Here is a 17,013-nt window from a genome sequence, read left to right on the forward strand (position 1 = left end):
CCGGCGTCACCCGACAACGTCGCGAGAGCCGAGGGCGCTGGCGCTGGCGCGAGCGCACGGTCGGCGTCTCGTCCGTGACCGCCACGCACGGTATCCGGTGTCTCGAGCGGTCGACCACGTCTTTTCCGGAGTTCGGCAATGTATGAACTAAGAGTCATGAGCGGTCTACATCGTGGTGCGACGCTGCCCCTGATCGGCGATCAGTGGATGGTCGGGGCCGCCGAGGAGGCCGACCTGGTGCTGTTCGACCCAGGTATCGCACCGCGTCACCTGCGCATCCGGCTGGGGGATCAGTGGCAGCTCGAGTGTCTCGAGGGCGCGCTGCGGGATGGGGATGGCCATGCCCATGCCAGGCTGGATGCCCCGGCGCTCAACACGCCCTTCGCCATCGCCGGCATCTGGCTCTGTATCACCAGCGCTGATGTGGCGTGGCCCAGCGATGCCGCCATGGATGAAGCGGAGCGGCGTCTGCAGGCATCTGCCGATCGGCAGCGTGCGGCGAGTGCTGCCCCCGCGCCGGCCAGGCCCCGTCGTCGCGGGCGTCCCTCCTGGGGTAAGCGTCTGACCACGGCGGCGGTGATCGTCACGGTCGCGACGACGACCTGGGGATTCGTCAACCAGTTGCCGGGCGAGCCACCCGACACGGTCAGCGTGACGCCTTCTTCGCCGGCCGAGCCGGCGCTGTCGGTGGCGGATGCCCGACGCCGCCTGACACGCATGCTCGAGGCCCGCGAACTCGACCGCTACGTCGATGTGGCGCCGAGCGCCGAGCGGATTGTACTCACCGGTGAGATACCGCAAGGCCAGCGCGCGGTCGTCGAACGCATGCTCGATCGCTTCCGCCAGCGCTACCACAGTGCACTGGCGGTCGAGAACCGTGTCGAGACCTACGACAACACGCTGCCGTTCGAGATTCGCCAGATCGTGGGCGGCAAGTATGCTCAGGTGGTGCTGGCGGACGGTCGGCGACTCTACCCGGGCGACCAGGTCCAGGGGCTGACGCTGACCTCGATCTCCGCGGACAACGTCAGCTTTCGCGGCGAGAACCGTCGGTACGAGGTGAAATGGTGATGTCGGAAGATCGCCCCACGCTCGAAGCCTGGTACCAGCGCAACCTCGCCCAGATCGCGCTGTTCGATCCGCTGCGCGCCTACGGGACGGTGCAGCAGGTCAACGGTACGTTGATTCATAGCCGTCTGCCCAGTGCGAGAGTCGGCGAACTCTGCCGGATCCAGCGTGAAGAGGGTGGCGAACTGCTGGCCGAGATCATCGGTTTCGATCGACATGCGGCGCTGCTTAGCGCACTCGGTGGCATCGAAGGCATCTGTCTGAATCATCGCGTGGAGCCGCTGGGGCATGCCCATCGGGTCAGCGTCGACGACGGACTGCTCGGTCAGGTGCTGGACGGTTTCGGGCGGGCGTTGGAACCCGGCGGCCCCGAGGCCTTCGCCGACCGCCACGCCCCATGGGCGACCGATGTCATCGGTCCCGCGCGGCCGGCGACGCAGCGGCCGCGTATCACCCAGGCATTGTCGACCGGCGTGCGGGCGCTGGATAGCACGCTGACGCTGGGCAAGGGGCAGCGGATCGGCCTGTTCGCCGGCGCCGGCTGCGGCAAGACGACCCTGCTGGCCGAGATCGCCCGCAATGTCGACTGCGACATCATCGTCTTCGGCATGGTGGGGGAGCGTGGGCGCGAGCTGCGTGAATTCCTCGACCACGAGCTGGATGCGTCGCTGCGCGCCCGGGCCGTCGTGGTGTGTGCCACGTCCGACTGCTCCAGCATGGAGCGCGCCCGTGCCGCCTTTACCGCCACGGCGATCGCGGAAGACTATCGCCGACGCGGCAAGCACGTGTTGCTGCTGATCGATTCGCTGACCCGTTTCGCCCGCGCCCAGCGGGAGATCGGCCTGGCGGCCGGCGAGCCGCTGGGTCGCGGGGGGCTGCCGCCCTCGGTCTACAGCATGCTGCCGCGATTGGTGGAGCGCACCGGTTTGGCGGAGCAGGGGGCGATCACCGCGCTCTACACCGTGCTGATCGAACAGGACTCGATGAACGACCCGGTCGCCGACGAGGTTCGATCGTTACTCGATGGCCATATCGTGCTGTCGCGCAAGCTCGCCGAGCGCGGTCATTTCCCGGCCATCGACATCCTGGCGAGCCTGTCTCGCACCCAGGCGAATGTGGTGGATGACGACCATCGTCGAGACGGCGCCAGCCTGCGCCGCCTGCTGTCCGCCTACGCCGACGTCGAGCTGATGCTGAGACTGGGTGAATACGAGGCCGGTCATCAGCCCCTTACCGATCTGGCCGTCGAGTCGCATGAGGCGATCGAGCGCTTCCTGCGCCAGGACCTGCGCGACCCCTCGCCGATCTCATTGACCCTCAGCCATCTCGCGGAGTTGACCGAGCATGTCACCTGAAGCCATGGCGGAACTGCGGACGCTGCGTCGTCACCGGCGGGATCGAGCCGAGCGTAAGGTCAAGGCGGCCAGCCGTCGTCTGGACGCGCTCGATGAGCGTCTTGCACAGGCACGCCGACAGCTGGAAAGCGGCCAGGTCGAGCATGATCGCGAGCGCGAGAGGCTTAGTGCGCAGTATCAGGGCAAGGCCGTGACGCTGGCGCAGTTGAACACGTGGAGCCAGGCGGAAAGCGCACTGAAAACGTCTCTGGCCGAACGGCAGACGGCGTTGGAGACGCTGCGGGCGTCGCGCGATACGCAGCAGGCGCAGCTGGAAGCCGATCGCGACAGCTTGAGACAGCGGCGTATCGGGCTGGAGAAACTGGATGAAATGCGCCGGATTCTCGATCACGCGCGCACTCATGAGGCGGCATCGTCATGACGGCAGGGACGATCCACACCGTGGGTGTCGGTGAGCGAACGGCCGACGCCCGCGAGCCGTTTCGACGTCGGCCGGAGGCGTCCGGCGGTCAAGCATCCTCGCTCTCGGCCTCCGCTGCCCGCGGTGGCGGCATGTCACCACAGGCGCTCGACGACACGGGTCTGCGCCGGTTCGACGCGCTCGATCTCGATGCCCTGGATACCTGGGGCGATGACGGCGCGCTGTTTGCGCACCTGTTGTCGGATCCGCTGCCCGCTGCGCTACCGCAGTCGTCACCGGCGGAAGCCGAGTTGACGACCGGATTCGGCAGCGCAGCGCCGAGCGTGCTCGCCGGCGAGCTGGTGAAGTCGCTGGCACCACCGCTCCAGGCCGCGTCGACGGAGGCGCTGGAGGTCGGCATTCACCTGCCCAGGCTCGGCCGCATTCGTGTCAGCGCCCGCCAGGACGCCAACGGGTGGTGCATGACGCTGCATCCGGAGCAGGCGGCGACGCGCGCGCTTCTCGGCCAGCAGCAGACGCATTGCGAGACGGCATTGGGCGCCGCGCTGGGGCAGACGGTGGCGCTTTACGTGGGCGATGACGAGGGGGCGGTATGACTGTCGAGGCGCTGTCATTGCCGCGGCGTTCTCGGGCCGAGATGCACGCGCGCCGCGCATTGGGACAGGGGCGAGCGTTCACCTTTGACGTCGACGGCGAGCCGGCCACGCTGCAGCTGCGCCCGGCCGCCGGGACACCCGAAACGACGCGAACCTCGGTGTCGTGGCGCTGTGAACATGGCAATTTCCTGCTCGACGATGCCGGGGCGGTACTCAGTCTGCTCGGCGCCTGTCCGGTGATCCAGGCCGAGGGGGAAACGCCCGGCGCGGCGTGGTTCTGGGCGCTCTACCAAGAACACATGGCTGCCGCCGTGCGTGATGTCTTCGGCCGTATCGCGCCGGCCACGGTGGCGAGTGAAGAAGAGGACGAGGGCGGTTTTCCCGCGGGAAATCGTGCCGAGAGGGGGCATGCCGAGACGATCCCGCTGACGGTCGACGTTCGGCGAGGCGAGATACAGGCCCGCGGCACGCTGACGCTTGCGCCCGACACCCTGTGCGGTGTGCTGAAGTCGCCCCGGTGGCAGACGCTGGCGCCGCCGCTGCCGGCCACGCTGGCGATGCAGTGGCCGCTGGTGCTGGGGATACTGCGGCTGTCGCTCGGTGAGCTGCGCGGGCTGCGTATCGGCGATGTGGTCATGCCGGAGAGCGCTCGCTTCACTCCCGAGGGGGATGGCGTTATCCCCCTCGGGCGGCGGCGTCTACCCGTCAAGCTGGCTGGCGATGGGTCCTATCTGTTGATCACTGACGAACGAGGAGAGCCGATGCCACCGGATCATGACGAAACTGCCGAAACGGCCAGCATGGATTATGAGCGCGAGGCCACACGGGCAGATGCGACGCCGCCCGAGGGGCACGCCAGCCAAACCGGTCACGAGGCCTTCGACGATCTGCCGCTGCCCCTGACCGTGCGCTGCGGTTCGATCTGCATGACGCTCGAAGAGCTGCGCCAGCTGGGCGAGGGCGCCATCGTCTCGCTTTCCGGGGTCAGCCCCGGCGCGGCCAGTCTCTATCACGGCGAGCGGCCGTTGGCGCATGGCGAGCTTGTCAGCGTGGACGGCGAACTGGCGCTGCAGATCAGCCGGCTGGAGCTCTCGGGATGAACCTGGAGCAGACCAATCTGATCATGCTGACGGCGGTACTGGCGGCCATGTCGCTGTTGCCGCTGTTGATGATCGTCAGCACCGCTTTTCTGAAGATCGCGATCGTGCTGATGATTACCCGCAGCGCGCTGGGCGTTCAGCAGGTCCCGCCGAACATTGCGATCTACAGTATCGCGCTGGCGGCCACGCTATTCATCATGGCGCCCGTGGGCTACTCGGTGGCGGAAAATTTTCGTGAGACACCGGCTGATTTCAGCAACGTGGAAACGCTGCAGGAGAGCGTTGTCGGCGGGCTCTCGCCGGTCAGCGACTTCATGCAGCGCAACGCCAATCCTGACCTGATCGCCCATCTCGATGGCATGACGCGCGACATCTGGCCCGAGGAGATATCGCGCGAGGTCGGTAGTGACAGCCTGGTGATCGTACTGCCGGCGTTCGTGCTGTCTGAGCTGCAGAAAGGTTTCGAGAGCGGCTTTCTGATCTATATCCCGTTCATCGTGGTCGATCTGATCGTCTCCAACCTGCTGCTGGCGCTGGGGATGCAGATGGTGTCACCGATGACCATCTCGCTGCCGCTGAAGATTCTGCTGTTCGTCATGGTGAGCGGCTGGACGCATCTTCTCGATAGTCTCTTCTACTCGTATCAGTGAGGCAGGCATGGAACCGCTGGCGATACTCAAGCAGGGCATGACGCTGGTCGTGCTGCTATCGGCCCCAGCACTGATTGCGGCGGTGCTGGCAGGCGTACTGATCTCGCTCGTGCAGGGCATGATGCAGATACAGGACCAGACGCTTCCCTTTGGCATCAAGCTATTGGCGGTCAGTGTCACGCTGGCCGCGACCGCTCGTTGGGTCGGCGTCGAACTGATCGAGCTGGCCAATCACGCTTTCGAGCAACTGATCTACCTCGAGGGGTGAGCGTGGACGGTCCATTGCGCATCGTCGATTTCGACTTCGTCGTGGCCGTGGGCGTCGGCATGGCGCGTCTCTACCCCTGCGTGCTCCTGATCCCCGTGTTCAGCGCCGAATATCTCAAGGGGCTACCGCGACACGCCATCGTACTGGCACTGGCGTTGATCCCGGCCCCCGGCATCCGCGAGTTCCTGAGCGTCGAGACGCTCGGCGTTCTGGGTTTCGTCGGCCTTCTCGCCAAGGAGCTGCTGCTGGGCGGCGTCATCGGCATCCTGCTGGCCATGCCGTTCTGGATGTTCGAATCCGTCGGTGCCCTGTTCGACAGTCAGCGCGGTGCCCTGATGGGCGGGCAGATCAACCCGAACTTCGGGCCCAGCGATACACCGACCGGTCGTCTTTTTCGCGATATCACCATCTACCTGCTGATCATGGTGCTGGGTTTTTCCGGGCTGGTGCAGTTGATCTGGGACAGCTACAAGCTGTGGCCGCCGACCGCCTGGTTTCCGCGCGTGGCGCCGGACGGCTTCGAGATCTTTCTCGGGGTGCTCGACGAGACGCTGAGACACATGGTGCTCTACGCCGCCCCCTTCATCGTCGTGATGCTACTGGTGGAGTTCGCCATGGGGGTAATGAATCTGTTCAGCCCTCAGCTCAACGTCTTTCTGCTCTCCGTGCCGGCCAAGAGCCTCATCGGCTTCGCGTTTCTCTTGCTGTATCTGCCGACACTGCTGGATCTGATGGCGCAACGTGTCGATCTCCTGAACGATCTGCCGGCGACGCTGACAGGGCTGTTCCAGGCGCCGCCTTGAAGCGTGGCGGTTCGGCGGATATCTCGCCGACGTCGACAGGCAGGCAAGCATTCACCGGGATAAGGGGCAGAGCATGAGCGAGGGGGAAGGCGGGGGAGAAAAGAATCAGAGGGCGACGCCCAAGAAACTCGATGATCAACGCAAGAAAGGACAGGTCGCACAGAGTCAGGACTTCCCCAAGCTACTGATCCTGCTTGTGATCAGCGAGATGGCGCTGGATCTGTCCGCGAGTAGCTTGGCGCGACTGCAGACGCTGGTGCTGCTGCCACTTGGACATCTCGAAATGCCGTTTCCGGCGGCCCTCGACTTGGTGCTGAACGGGGCGTTCGGCATATTGGCCTACTTCCTGCTGGTCACGATTGCCACCGCCATGCTCATGCGCGCGTTCGGCAGCTGGCTGCAGTTCGGCTTCCTGTTTGCGCCGGAAGCCGTCAAGCCGGATATCAAGAAGCTCAATCCGGTGACCAACTTCAAGGAGAAATTTTCCGGCAAGGCCTTCATGGATCTGCTGCTGAACGTGCTCAAGGCGATCTTTATCTCGCTGGTGGTCTACGCCGTGCTCAGCCCGGCGCTCGGTACGCTTATCCTGCTGGTCACGGCGGATCTGCAGCAATTCTGGCTTGGCCTGATCGCGCTGTTCCGGCAGGTGCTCTATTTCACGTTCGCGGTGCTGATCGTGCTGTCGGTCGGCGACCTGGGGATCCAGAAGTTCTTCTTCGCCCGCAAGATGCGCATGAGTCACGAGGATCTGAAGAAAGAGAGCAAGGAGACCCAGGGCAAGCCGGAGGTCAAGCAGGCGCAGCGAGAACGCTCGATGGAGCTGCTGAATCAGCCGCCGGCCAATGACGCCCGGATCGAGGATGCGGACATGCTGGTGGTCAATCCGACCCATGTCGCCGTGGCGCTCTACTATCGACCTGAGGAGACGGCGCTGCCCAAACTGTTGATCAAGGGCGGTGATGCGGAGGCTCGTGACTTGATCGCGCAGGCGCACCGCCACCAGATTCCGGTCCTGCAGTGCATTCGCCTCGCGCGGGCGATCTATCCCACCGATGTCGGCAGTTATATCCCGCGCGAGACGCTACGCGGCGTGGCCCAGCTCTACGGCATGCTGCGCCAGCTCGATGCCTCGCTAGAGGGTGACGTGATCGAAGTGCCGGACAGCGTCTTCTCGCCGTGACGTTACGGCCTAGGCTTTGTGCGAAAACTGCCTGTGCTCGCCGACTTTTCGTACGAATCCTAGTCCGGTAGCCAGGCGTCGACCTCCTGGGCGACCTGCATGAACCCCGTGACCCAGTCGCAGAAGATGTTGGTCGAGAGCAGGGAGAGTGGCACGACGGTCATCAGGCGCAGCGCTTCCCTGTCGTCCAGCACTAGCCAACTGCCGGCAAGCCTTGCCTGATCGGCGTTGATCCGTAGCATGGCGCTGGCATCGAGAGCGCTCGTCTCGGCGGCAGAGCGTAGCTGGCGATGCACGGTCACCAGGTCCTGGTCGGGGGTGAACTCGATAATCGCCGCCTCGCGGTGATGTGTATCGAACAGGGCACAGGCGCCGTCGCGAAGCGTCAGCGGGATGCCCAGGCGCTCGCCAAGGGCCGCAATGCAGGAGGTCGAGGCGTCGGAAGACGAGAGGGTCATGGAAAGTATCCGAAAGTGAGCGAGAGAGAAAAGCCGGGGAAGACATCCGACGGCCGCGTTGAAACTCTGCGCCGTACGGCACGGTTCAGCCGCTTCACGGGGCCGCCGTGGCGGCGGGCAGGTCGCATAGGGCGATCGCCTGATCGATGAAGGCTTCGATGGCGCGGGGGGCGAGAAGCGATGCCGTCATCCGGTGCCGGATGACGAGCGCGTCGTCGTCCATGACGATTGAGCAGTCCTGAAAGGCTTCGGCATGCTCGTAGCGACGGATCAGGGTCGCTTCGATTTGACGGGGGGCGTGGGCATTCGGGTACAGACGCATTTCCAGGCAGCCAGCTGCCCCGATGTGGTGATGCGCGAACTCGACGCCGAGCGCCGCCGGCCACTGGACATCGGCGCCCGCCGCTGTCCGCTCGATAAAGCGGGTGCGCGATTCAACTTGTGCCATGTCGAGGCTCCAAGGGCTAGTTCACGGGGACGCGAACCCGGCTGTAATCCGAGGATTCCGCGGCTTCGGTTGCGGTCTGCATGGCAGGGGACCACCAGATCACCATCGAATCCGGCGTGGCCGCCGGCCGCTGACAGCTAAGATCCGTGCACTCCTGGCGGGAGGCGCATCCCGCCAGCAGGGCCAGGAGGATCGACACGATGAAAAGACGTGGAACATGGTTCACTGATGATCTCCCGTAGAGCGATTGTCAGGCGTCAGCAGCGATGCACGTTGTTGCGTGCCGGGCGGTAGCGGTTCGGGATGTCGCGTGGCGACGAGGACTTCGGTCTGCTCGCCCGGCGCTAGCCAGACTCGGGGCCAGGCGGCCACGGCCAGGGTCCGTCGGCCGTTGCAGTGGATTTCGTCGAAGCGCCGACGCTCGTCGGTGAGGTTGCGCACCACGGTAATGCCGACATCGAACTGATCGCCGCGGTACCACTGCTGTTGGTCTTGCTGAATCGCCATCTCGGCCGTCGACCGGCACAGCGCGCTCGGCGTCTCCGGCGGCTCGCCCGGTGAGAAACCGGCCGGGATTCGGCTGGCCGCCAGGTTGGCCAGAGCCTGCTCGACCGCAGGACGCTCGATCTCCGATGCGCGGCGCTGATCGATGCGGTCCAGCGTGTTGTTGACGCCATAGCGATCCGAGGGTGGCAGGTACTCGGAGGGATTCACCTGATCGCCGAGCAGACGCGGGGTAATGATGAAGAGGCGCTCGCGTTGGCGGCTCTCGCTCTCGGACGAGGAGAAGAACAGATCGCCCAAAATGGGAATATGCCCCAGGATCGGCACGCGTCGACGCTCGCGACTATTCTCGCGGGAGTGGAATCCGCCGATGACCAGCGACCGCTTTTCATCCACTACGGCCTGCGTGCTGACCGTGGCGCGGCTGACGCCGGGCAGACCGGGGTTGATGCTGGACTCCTCGATCTGTCCGTCCTCCACGTTGACGTCCATCTGGATGACGTCCCGCGGCGACAGGTCGGTCTGTGGCTGATTCTCGCGGATGACATGGGGGATGACCCGTAGGGTGGTTCCCGCGGTGACCGGCTGGATATTGGCGACCCGCTCGCCGACCGCCGTGATGTAGTCGGTATCGCTCAGGTCGATGACGGCAGGCTGGTTGTCGATGGTCAGAATCGACGGATTGGCGACGAGTGTCGCCGAGCCCTCGCCCTCCAGCGCGCGCAGCTGGGCAAAGAAGTTATCGTAGTCGTTGATGTAGATGGTGGAGTTGCTGCCTTGCGGAATCATCGAGGCGCCGGCATCGAAGTTGCCGTTCTCGACCTGCCAGTTCGAGGAGAGCGCGCCAAGGCGATCCCGGTCGATGTCGACGATGATGGCATCCACCTCGACCAGATCCCGCGGGACGTCCAATTGATCGATCAGGTTCTGATAGAGCGGCCGTCGCTCGGGATCGTCATAGATCAGCACCGCGTTGTTGCGGATATCGGCGGCGACGCGAATGCCCTCCTCGTCACCGGCGAGGCGACGTAGCTCCGAACGGTCGCGGGGTCTGGCCTGGCTGATCAGCCCCTGCGCCACTTCGTTGCTGAAACCGTCGAGGCTGCCCAGCGCGGCCCCCGTGCTGCCTGGGCCGCTCTGACTGGCGGCCGTGAAGCCGCTGTAGCGCGTCTGGTCACCGCCTTCCGGATTGAGCAGGTCAGTGAGGATGCTGGCCACGCCGGGAATGGTCAGCGACTTGTCTCGGTAGCTGATCTGGCGATCGCCCACCTGCGCGTAACGCAGCGAGAAGCTGATGACCTCCTGTTTCTCGTCCTCGGACTTGCGCTCTCTCGCGAAGCGGCGCACCAGCTCGACGTAACGTGTCGGGCCAGTGACCAGCACCACGCCTTCATCAGGGATCTCGCCCCAGCCGAAGCGCGCGTCGAGCAGGCCGATATCTGTCAGGGCCTGGCGCAGGTCCGGCGCGGCGTCGGCCGAGATCTCGATCCTTGCCGACGTCTCGCTCGAGGTCGGGCTGACGTACAACGTGTTGTTGTAGACGAACCACTGGAAATGGAACTGGTTGGCTAGCCGATCGAGCGCGTCACTGGCCGAATTCGCTGACAGGTTGCCTTCGACCGTACCGGTGACCGATGCCTCGATACGCGGAATGACTCCGAATGTCTGGGCAAAATCGCGGATGACGCCCTGCAGCGACATACCGTTTGCCGCGTAGGCATACGAGGCGTCCTGCCAGGTCTCTGGCGCGACCGCCTCGGCGTCTCCGGTGCCGATCATCAATACGGCCGATAACAGTAGCGCCGCTCCCCGCGGTACGTGGCGCCCCCCCGGGGGCAGCCGTCTTGACGAAGGCGCGGAGCGTAACCGTGCCAGGACACCTCGTTTCATGGGCATTGGGACTCGCTCTCTAACTGGGCTCAACTCTAACTGGGCTTAACTTCCGGCCGGCATGGCGCCGCCGGGGAGGGGCTGGTCATTCGCGATTTGCTGGTAGCTGTCGCGTTGGTTCAGAAGGGTCTCCAGCGTGTCCAGGACCGCATTCCCGGTTGCCTCGCGGACAATCGCGATCAGCCAGAGGTCACCATCGTCCGGGTTGAGAGCCAGCGACCCCGGGTGGGCTGCCGTGGACGCGCCAGCGCACTGCAAGGTGGCGCGCCACTGCCCGTCGTTCTCCGGCAGCGGCAGATGGATATCGATACGGACACCGTGGGCGACATGTCGAAGCCGCGCCGCCTGATCGTCGAACTCCGCGGCCAGCGGTGGCGCACTCGGATCGGTGCACCAGCGGCACAGGTATTGCTCAAACTCGGGAGATTCCATCGGTTAGGTTCATCGTATCGGTTCCATTTGCGAGGCGGTGCCGTGCGGCGGCTTTGGCCACGCGCATCGCTTCCTGCCACATCGAGTCGATCGCCCACCATGATGCCTGGCTTCACCATCCCAGGCTTCGCATCTCAGGGCACCGCATCTCAGGGCATCGAATCGATGATCTTGGTCGCCAGGTTATGGTTGTACTTTGCGTTGTTGGTCACCGCGTACTGGATACCGCTGGCCTGCTGAACCAGGTTGGAAAACTGCGCCATATCCTCCGGTGAGCCGGTACTGGTCAGTGCGGCCTTGCTGATTTCTTTCATGGCGTGTTCGAAACGATTGTCCATGTGTCGTTGATCGGCGCTGATCGAAGCCATGGCGGCTCTCCTTACCGTGGTGTGGGGGGCAATGACGTTGTCCGGTCGTAACCGATGCCCGCTGATCTGCGGGATGCTGTCGTTGTGTGATCATTTTCCACGAACGGTTCCCGACTCGATGCTCCAACATTCGCTGGAGACGTTGAATCGCCATGTCATGCCACTGGTGTCATAGGGTGCCAATGACGATGACTCCGCTTCATTCGAGCGTTTTGCGTGATTTAAATGCTTGTAATCCTCTCAAGAAATGAACCATTCGGTCCTGATTTGTTTAACAAATCCTGTATTCGCTTATTGCTAATTTAGACGTAAAGCGAGTGACTGTTTTCAATATGTTGCTTTGAAGTTTCGCTATGTTCCGGGTTGTTTTGCATTCAGCAAATCCCACTTATCCACCTGTTTTCTAAAGCGTAGAAAGAAAACTTTTATTTCAAGAATGTATAAAAATAAACACGATGAATCACAAAACATCATTGTTTTGACTCAACTTGTTGTTGTTGTCGTACCGTTCAATTAAAAACCGCTGAGTCATGAAGTGCCCTGATACATCTCCAAAAAAGGGGCGCTTTCATGATTTCACTCTATTTTTTGACGTGAAAAGTTGAGGATTCCATGGTCGTTCATTGTGACTCGAAGACGCGAGAAGTCGGTCATTCTCTGGGGATGGCTGCACGTTGTCTCGACATCGAAGGGATGCCGCCACCTTCCAAACGTGTTGAGCTAGAGCGGCTTCTCAGTACCGGAAGTCGGAAAGTCGAAAACTTCGTTCGTAAGAGAATGTTTCAGTCTCAAGATGCCGAGGATGTGATCCAGCAGACGTATCTCGAGGCATGGCGAAACCGGAGTCGATATGCCAGCGTCTCTTCGCCGGAAACGTGGGTCTGTGGGATTGCGCTCAACCTCGTCAGGAAATACTTCCAGAACACGATGCGTCCCTCTGCCAGTAACATCGACGATATTGCATCGGGAGATATCGATGTTTTTTACCTCAGCTCCATCGACCCTGATCGCCGCGCTGAGTGTCAGCAGCGCCTGCACCTGACATTGGAAAAAATCCAGCAGTTGCCGGGAGATATGCGGGCCACGCTGGAAGCTCGATTGGAAAGCGACGGCAGCTATCAGGATACGGCTCAACGATTGGGCGTCGCAGTCGGTACGGTTCGTTCTCGTCTTTCCAGGGCTCGTGCGCAGCTTAGGGAAGCGTCTCAATAGCGCATGTCTTTGATGTCCTGACCGCCTTCGGCTTGCCTTGACGAGGGAACCTGCCGCGTAAAAATTTCACTCAGCAAGAGAGCGGCATGGGCCTCTCGGGTTGGCCTGCCTCGAGTTCGAGGTACCGGTCAGCCGTCTTCCTCACGATAGCGATACGGGAGAAGCCGAATGAATCAAGCGATCGGTAATGTTACGACGCCGTCCTCGACCATGGGGGGAGTTGCCATGGACCGCGGGCAGGCTGGCGGTCTCAGTGGGCAGCAGATGATGCAGTTGGTCGAGGCGCTGGCACAGGTGCTCGGCAGCCTTTTGGATAGCCAGCAGGCGCCTAGTCAAAGTGCGGATGACCCGTCCAGTACCGGGCAAGGGGATCAAAGCAGCATGGAGGGGCTGGTTCAAATGCTGCTGAAAGCGCTGGTCCAGCTGCTCGACCAGGGTGGGTCGTCCGGTGACGGCCAGTCTGCGACGGGTTCGCCGGCCAGTGGCATGAACGGTCTCTCCGGGGGTGAGGCCTCGGCACCCGGTGGCGGTAGTGGCCTGCAGGGGCTCACGCAGGCGCTGCAGCCCTTGAGTCAGGCGTCTAGCGATCTCTCTTCGGGGCTTCAGCAGGTTCAGGAAGCGCTCGGAACGCTGCAGTCTCTGAGTGGGGGAGGGCAGCCGGACGCCGGAGGGATGGGTGGCTCGGCGATGCAGGCGCTGGCTGGCGAGTTGGCGTCCGCCATCGGTGACATGCTGGGGCAACCAGCGGGAGACCGTGGCGGTCTGCCGGCATCGATGGGAGCAGGACCGGTCAAGGACGGTGGCCTCCCCGCCGGTGTGATCGACGCCGGTTTTCAGGGAGGAAACCAAGGCAGCAATCAGATCGTCTTCTAAAGAATGACTGTCGATTATGCCTTTGATGACCGGTGAGAAAGTGGCCGAGAAAGAAGTCTGTTCGGTGTCGAGGGTGCCAGCGACACTAACGTGGAAGGCTCGGTGAATGAGTCGATGTCGCATGGCAGAAAAGAGAAAGAGAGAAAAGAAATTCTGGAACCACTCTCGCTCTTCTTCCACCTAGATTATCGAGCAGGAAGCCTGCGATTGCGAAAACCTGATGGGTGTCGTGAACCGCAAGTGGCAGGTCTGTCTGTTTTCCTTAAATGACTGGAGTAATCAGCATGAGCATCATGAACAACATCCTGGGTGGTCTCGGTGGCCTGAGTGGAACGCTCAATAGCGCGGCCGGTGTCGGTGCCAACCTGCAGGGCACCGAAGGGGCCAGCCGCAACACCATGGGCGAACTAAGCCAGGCCTATTCCGACTATATGGACTTCTCGGCCGAGGCCGGCAAGACGCAGTTGGAGATCGGCAAGATGACGCGTGTCGAAGGCATGCAGATGCAGGCGGCCAGCAAGACCGACCAAGCGCTGGACAAGTATCAGTAAGCCCTGACGCATCTGTTCGATACTGCCGCCCCGCTTGGTGGAAATGCCGGCGGGGTAGCTATCGAATTCGAGGAGCTTGGTACCATGGCACAGAGTTATTCCACGCAGGTTTCCGTCCTGCCGGCAGCGAATGGTGGTATCGACGCGCCGCGTCATGCATCCGTTGCCGGCAGCCCGCAAACGGCAGATATCGAGCTGTTCAATGCTGAGTTTTCCCGACATCTGTCAACGGGAGCATCGAAACAAAAAGTCTCGAGTGACGGCATTTCGGAGTCTATGGCGAAGTATGTCAACGACTACGAAAAGACTTCAAATCGTTTTCAGGACAGCCTCTTGAAAGTGGCGAAAGATCCGGCGCCATCGAATATGTTGGACAGTCTGCATGAGGTTTCAGACTACGACATCAAGACGCGCCTGATGGCGAAGATGGTAGGAAGCGGTGTCAAGGGACTCGATAAACTGACCAGCATGCAGTAAGCGAGTGACCGACTATGCGGATGCAAGGCTTTGTCATCGCGAGCACCATGGGACATCAAAAGCGCCCTGCTGAGGGAGCTTCCTACCATCCTGCCGTCTTGAAAACAGGTCTGCTGCTGCTGGCGGCGCTGATGGTGATGCTCCTGGCGGGTTGTGATGGCCAGAGCCAGTTGTACAGCGGTCTTTCCGAGCGCAATGCCAACGATGTACTGGCCGAACTCAGGCGTCAGCAGATTCCGGCGTCTCGGGCGAGTGGCGATGAGGGTATCGCCGTCCTGATCGACCCGACCGATACCCAGCGCGCGGTCGAGGCGCTCAATGCCGCCGGCTTGCCTCGCAAGACGCGAACTGACCTCGGCGAAGTCTTCAAGAAAGACGGCATCATCTCGACCCCCTTTGCCGAGAAGGCACGATATATCTATTCCCTGTCCCAGGAGCTGGAGTCGACCCTGGGACAGATCGACGGCGTCGTTTCGGCGCGCGTACAGGTGGTATTGCCAGACCGAGTTGCGCCCGGCGAACCCGTGCAGCCGGCCTCGGCATCGGTATTTCTCAAGCACAACGACCGGCTCGATCCGGATGTCATGCGTGCGCGAGTCCGGCAGCTGGTAGCCGGCAGTATTCCGGGAATGGCCGGCGCCGACGGCGGCGACAAGCTGTCCGTGGTCTTCGTGCCCGCCCAGACCTATCAGGCCGAGCAGCCCCAGCTTGCGGCTTTCGGCCCCTTCCTGCTGCCTCAGGAACGCATCGGATTCTGGCGCAATTTGGCAGTAGGCGTAGGCATCCTCTTGATTGGCGTCGCCGCCCTGGGGATGTGGCGCCTGCGGCACCGGGCGAATTCGGTGCGCCAGGGGCAACAGGTCGCGGCGCCTCGAAGCGATTCGCGTCCTGACGGCAGTATTTCGGACATCCTCGGTATGCCAGCGGGGGCCAGTAACGATACGCCACCACCGCCACATGATGACGAGGGCAGCTCGTCCTATCGGGATGCTCCGCCATGAACGAAGCACTTGGCTGGGTTCGATGGTGGTCACAGCCATGGTGGCAAGCCCATGAATCCTGGTGGCCTACCTCGTTGCAGTCGTTGTCACCGCAGAGGCTAGCGGGTCTGGCGGAAGGCTATCACCAGTCGATCGGCGTCGAGTTCGGTATCGAGCCTGCCATGCCGGAAAGGGCTGACGAGGCGCTGCAGGCCTTGGTGCTGTCCGCGCCGACGCGGTGGCAATTGACGTTGGCCCTGGCGAGCACCATGTGCGATCCCGGTCGCGAAACGGGGCTGACTGTAGCGCAACATCGCTGGTGCGAACGCATTGCCCGGGGGCTCAGGCCGGGACACTGGCTCGAACCCGGGGGCGACGTCCTGATGTTGCTGCGCGAGTGGGTCAGCGAGCCTTGCTGGGCACGCCTGCGTCTGCGTTTCTGCCGCCAGCGTGTGGCTAGCCTTGAGCACCAGCCACGCCCGGGGGCGCTGCATGCCGGGCGGTTGGAGACCTTCTGGCAAGCCGCGATCTGGCAGAGTCAGGACGCGGATCGATGAACATGTTCGCAAAGGGGAACCGGAGATGCTGACGCGCCGGACGTTGCACGCTCGCCCCGATGATCGCCCGTGCCTGAAACAGGCGCTGATTCCCCGCGAGACGTTCGAAGATTGTGGGCGTGCCGAGGCCATTGTGGCGCGAGCGGAATCTCAGGCCTTGAGTATCGAGGAAAGCGCATACGCCGATCGCGATGCCCTGCTGACGCGCTGCGAAGGCGAATTCTGGCGGCAGGCCACCGAGCTGCTGGAGGCATGGTCCCACGAACGTGAAGTCATGTGGCACTCGATCGAGCTGCACGCTAGTGAACTGGTCAAACAGGCACTGGCGCGTGTATTCGAGGAAACGCCGAGCATGGCACGCCTCGAGTCAATGCTTGGCGAACTGTCGCGTGCCCGTAGTCCCGAGATCGAAGCACGCTTGTCTTGTCATCCGGCGAAATTGCCTGAAGTGCAAGAAGCGTTGGCGATGTCTGCCGACGACGGCTCTCCGTGGCCCTGGAAAGTCAATGGTGATCCTCAACTGGAGGAGGAGACACTGTGTCTGGAGACCGATACCGGACATTTCTCGATCTCCTGGCAGGCCGTTTGCCAGAGCCTGATCAATGCCGTGGAAAGCGCCGAACATGAGGCGCGTCCTGTCGAGCCATGATCGAGGAGAAATCGCGAAATTGTCTGCATTGCCGTTGTCATTGAACCCCAGGTTTTCGCGTCATTAGGGAACTCCGGGATTGCCTGCCATCACTCAGCAAAGAGCGCCTGGATGCTATCCAGTCGTCGACTGACGTTGTCATTGCGTCAGATTCTTAGCGGTAGTCTTTTCCT

Annotated in this window: 22 protein-coding genes; 16 read left to right on the top strand and 6 right to left on the bottom strand. The window is 62.6% G+C overall.

What is annotated here, in order from left to right; translation table 11 throughout:
- Positions 1-138 precede the first annotated feature (138 nt).
- From MC381_RS09470 to sctU, 9 genes are all read left to right on the top strand, one after another.
- Positions 139-1,071, top strand: coding sequence for an FHA domain-containing protein (locus MC381_RS09470; RefSeq protein WP_251977506.1), 933 nt, complete (start codon positions 139-141; stop codon positions 1,069-1,071).
- A complete protein-coding gene (locus MC381_RS09475) occupies positions 1,071-2,423 on the top strand; it encodes a FliI/YscN family ATPase (protein ID WP_251977507.1) in 1,353 nt (450 codons plus the stop codon). The genes MC381_RS09470 and MC381_RS09475 overlap by 1 nt, the downstream gene beginning before the upstream one ends.
- A complete protein-coding gene (sctO, locus tag MC381_RS09480; RefSeq protein WP_251977508.1) occupies positions 2,413-2,844 on the top strand; it encodes a type III secretion system stalk subunit SctO in 432 nt (143 codons plus the stop codon). The genes MC381_RS09475 and sctO overlap by 11 nt, the downstream gene beginning before the upstream one ends.
- The gene (locus MC381_RS09485; protein WP_251977509.1) at positions 2,841-3,440 is read left to right on the top strand and encodes a type III secretion system HrpP C-terminal domain-containing protein; all 600 of its coding nucleotides are present in this window, start codon (positions 2,841-2,843) and stop codon (positions 3,438-3,440) included. Before sctO ends, MC381_RS09485 begins: the two co-directional genes overlap by 4 nt.
- Positions 3,437-4,540, top strand: coding sequence for a FliM/FliN family flagellar motor switch protein (locus MC381_RS09490; protein ID WP_251977510.1), 1,104 nt, complete (start codon positions 3,437-3,439; stop codon positions 4,538-4,540). The genes MC381_RS09485 and MC381_RS09490 overlap by 4 nt, the downstream gene beginning before the upstream one ends.
- The gene (gene sctR / locus MC381_RS09495; protein ID WP_251977511.1) at positions 4,537-5,190 is read left to right on the top strand and encodes a type III secretion system export apparatus subunit SctR; all 654 of its coding nucleotides are present in this window, start codon (positions 4,537-4,539) and stop codon (positions 5,188-5,190) included. Before MC381_RS09490 ends, sctR begins: the two co-directional genes overlap by 4 nt.
- Positions 5,191-5,197: 7 nt before the next feature.
- Positions 5,198-5,458: a type III secretion system export apparatus subunit SctS gene (gene sctS, locus MC381_RS09500; protein WP_251977512.1), complete on the top strand. Its 261-nt coding sequence runs from the start codon at positions 5,198-5,200 to the stop codon at positions 5,456-5,458.
- A gap of 2 nt (positions 5,459-5,460) precedes the next feature.
- Complete coding sequence (sctT, locus tag MC381_RS09505; protein WP_251977513.1) at positions 5,461-6,261, top strand: type III secretion system export apparatus subunit SctT; 801 nt, start codon at positions 5,461-5,463, stop codon at positions 6,259-6,261.
- A 73-nt stretch (positions 6,262-6,334) separates the two neighbouring features.
- Entirely contained in the window at positions 6,335-7,441 is a 1,107-nt protein-coding gene (gene sctU, locus MC381_RS09510; RefSeq protein ID WP_251977514.1) for a type III secretion system export apparatus subunit SctU, read from the top strand.
- Positions 7,442-7,500: 59 nt separating this feature from the next.
- Here sctU and MC381_RS09515 read toward each other — a convergent pair whose 3' ends face one another.
- The 6 genes from MC381_RS09515 to MC381_RS09540 form a co-directional block, all read right to left on the bottom strand.
- Positions 7,501-7,899: a CesT family type III secretion system chaperone gene (locus MC381_RS09515; protein ID WP_251977515.1), complete on the bottom strand. Its 399-nt coding sequence runs from the start codon at positions 7,897-7,899 to the stop codon at positions 7,501-7,503.
- Positions 7,900-7,993: 94 nt separating this feature from the next.
- Positions 7,994-8,347, bottom strand: coding sequence for a hypothetical protein (locus tag MC381_RS09520; RefSeq protein WP_251977516.1), 354 nt, complete (start codon positions 8,345-8,347; stop codon positions 7,994-7,996).
- Positions 8,348-8,363: 16 nt separating this feature from the next.
- Complete coding sequence (gene hrpT / locus MC381_RS09525) at positions 8,364-8,573, bottom strand: HrpT family type III secretion system protein (RefSeq protein ID WP_251977517.1); 210 nt, start codon at positions 8,571-8,573, stop codon at positions 8,364-8,366.
- Positions 8,570-10,741 carry a type III secretion system outer membrane ring subunit SctC gene (gene sctC, locus MC381_RS09530; protein ID WP_251977518.1) on the bottom strand — a complete coding sequence of 724 codons (2,172 nt, stop codon included), beginning with the start codon at positions 10,739-10,741 and terminating at the stop codon, positions 8,570-8,572. Before sctC ends, hrpT begins: the two co-directional genes overlap by 4 nt.
- 45 nt (positions 10,742-10,786) lie before the next feature.
- On the bottom strand, positions 10,787-11,173 hold the full coding sequence (locus tag MC381_RS09535) for a hypothetical protein (protein ID WP_251977519.1): 387 nt from the start codon (positions 11,171-11,173) through the stop codon (positions 10,787-10,789).
- A gap of 149 nt (positions 11,174-11,322) precedes the next feature.
- The gene (locus tag MC381_RS09540) at positions 11,323-11,541 is read right to left on the bottom strand and encodes a type III secretion protein HrpF (RefSeq protein ID WP_251977520.1); all 219 of its coding nucleotides are present in this window, start codon (positions 11,539-11,541) and stop codon (positions 11,323-11,325) included.
- A 612-nt stretch (positions 11,542-12,153) separates the two neighbouring features.
- Here MC381_RS09540 and MC381_RS09545 point away from each other — a divergent pair.
- From MC381_RS09545 to sctL, 7 genes are all read left to right on the top strand, one after another.
- Positions 12,154-12,753 carry an RNA polymerase sigma factor gene (locus MC381_RS09545; RefSeq protein ID WP_251977521.1) on the top strand — a complete coding sequence of 200 codons (600 nt, stop codon included), beginning with the start codon at positions 12,154-12,156 and terminating at the stop codon, positions 12,751-12,753.
- 168 nt (positions 12,754-12,921) lie between these two features.
- A complete protein-coding gene (locus tag MC381_RS09550) occupies positions 12,922-13,626 on the top strand; it encodes a hypothetical protein (RefSeq protein WP_251977522.1) in 705 nt (234 codons plus the stop codon).
- A gap of 284 nt (positions 13,627-13,910) precedes the next feature.
- Positions 13,911-14,177, top strand: coding sequence for a hypothetical protein (locus MC381_RS09555; protein WP_251977523.1), 267 nt, complete (start codon positions 13,911-13,913; stop codon positions 14,175-14,177).
- Positions 14,178-14,261: 84 nt separating this feature from the next.
- On the top strand, positions 14,262-14,654 hold the full coding sequence (locus MC381_RS09560; protein WP_251977524.1) for an EscI/YscI/HrpB family type III secretion system inner rod protein: 393 nt from the start codon (positions 14,262-14,264) through the stop codon (positions 14,652-14,654).
- 98 nt (positions 14,655-14,752) lie between these two features.
- Entirely contained in the window at positions 14,753-15,655 is a 903-nt protein-coding gene (gene sctJ / locus MC381_RS09565; RefSeq protein WP_251977525.1) for a type III secretion system inner membrane ring lipoprotein SctJ, read from the top strand.
- Complete coding sequence (locus tag MC381_RS09570) at positions 15,652-16,191, top strand: hypothetical protein (RefSeq protein ID WP_251977526.1); 540 nt, start codon at positions 15,652-15,654, stop codon at positions 16,189-16,191. Before sctJ ends, MC381_RS09570 begins: the two co-directional genes overlap by 4 nt.
- 25 nt (positions 16,192-16,216) lie before the next feature.
- Positions 16,217-16,840: a type III secretion system stator protein SctL gene (gene sctL, locus MC381_RS09575; protein WP_251977527.1), complete on the top strand. Its 624-nt coding sequence runs from the start codon at positions 16,217-16,219 to the stop codon at positions 16,838-16,840.
- Positions 16,841-17,013 lie beyond the last annotated feature (173 nt).

The organism is Salinicola avicenniae, assembly GCF_023736115.1.
GTDB lineage: Bacteria > Pseudomonadota > Gammaproteobacteria > Pseudomonadales > Halomonadaceae > Salinicola > Salinicola avicenniae.

Coding starts and splice junctions, on each gene's coding strand:
- sctR (WP_251977511.1), top strand. CDS start 4,537: ATGAACCTGGAGCAGACCAATCTGATCATGCTGACGGCGGTACTGGCG.
- MC381_RS09470 (WP_251977506.1), top strand. CDS start 139: ATGTATGAACTAAGAGTCATGAGCGGTCTACATCGTGGTGCGACGCTG.
- sctO (WP_251977508.1), top strand. CDS start 2,413: ATGTCACCTGAAGCCATGGCGGAACTGCGGACGCTGCGTCGTCACCGG.
- MC381_RS09475 (WP_251977507.1), top strand. CDS start 1,071: ATGTCGGAAGATCGCCCCACGCTCGAAGCCTGGTACCAGCGCAACCTC.
- sctS (WP_251977512.1), top strand. CDS start 5,198: ATGGAACCGCTGGCGATACTCAAGCAGGGCATGACGCTGGTCGTGCTG.
- MC381_RS09535 (WP_251977519.1), bottom strand. CDS start 11,173: ATGGAATCTCCCGAGTTTGAGCAATACCTGTGCCGCTGGTGCACCGAT.
- MC381_RS09520 (WP_251977516.1), bottom strand. CDS start 8,347: ATGGCACAAGTTGAATCGCGCACCCGCTTTATCGAGCGGACAGCGGCG.
- MC381_RS09515 (WP_251977515.1), bottom strand. CDS start 7,899: ATGACCCTCTCGTCTTCCGACGCCTCGACCTCCTGCATTGCGGCCCTT.
- MC381_RS09540 (WP_251977520.1), bottom strand. CDS start 11,541: ATGGCTTCGATCAGCGCCGATCAACGACACATGGACAATCGTTTCGAA.
- sctU (WP_251977514.1), top strand. CDS start 6,335: ATGAGCGAGGGGGAAGGCGGGGGAGAAAAGAATCAGAGGGCGACGCCC.
- MC381_RS09550 (WP_251977522.1), top strand. CDS start 12,922: ATGAATCAAGCGATCGGTAATGTTACGACGCCGTCCTCGACCATGGGG.
- MC381_RS09560 (WP_251977524.1), top strand. CDS start 14,262: ATGGCACAGAGTTATTCCACGCAGGTTTCCGTCCTGCCGGCAGCGAAT.
- sctL (WP_251977527.1), top strand. CDS start 16,217: ATGCTGACGCGCCGGACGTTGCACGCTCGCCCCGATGATCGCCCGTGC.
- MC381_RS09555 (WP_251977523.1), top strand. CDS start 13,911: ATGAGCATCATGAACAACATCCTGGGTGGTCTCGGTGGCCTGAGTGGA.
- MC381_RS09490 (WP_251977510.1), top strand. CDS start 3,437: ATGACTGTCGAGGCGCTGTCATTGCCGCGGCGTTCTCGGGCCGAGATG.
- MC381_RS09545 (WP_251977521.1), top strand. CDS start 12,154: ATGGTCGTTCATTGTGACTCGAAGACGCGAGAAGTCGGTCATTCTCTG.
- MC381_RS09485 (WP_251977509.1), top strand. CDS start 2,841: ATGACGGCAGGGACGATCCACACCGTGGGTGTCGGTGAGCGAACGGCC.
- sctC (WP_251977518.1), bottom strand. CDS start 10,741: ATGAAACGAGGTGTCCTGGCACGGTTACGCTCCGCGCCTTCGTCAAGA.
- MC381_RS09570 (WP_251977526.1), top strand. CDS start 15,652: ATGAACGAAGCACTTGGCTGGGTTCGATGGTGGTCACAGCCATGGTGG.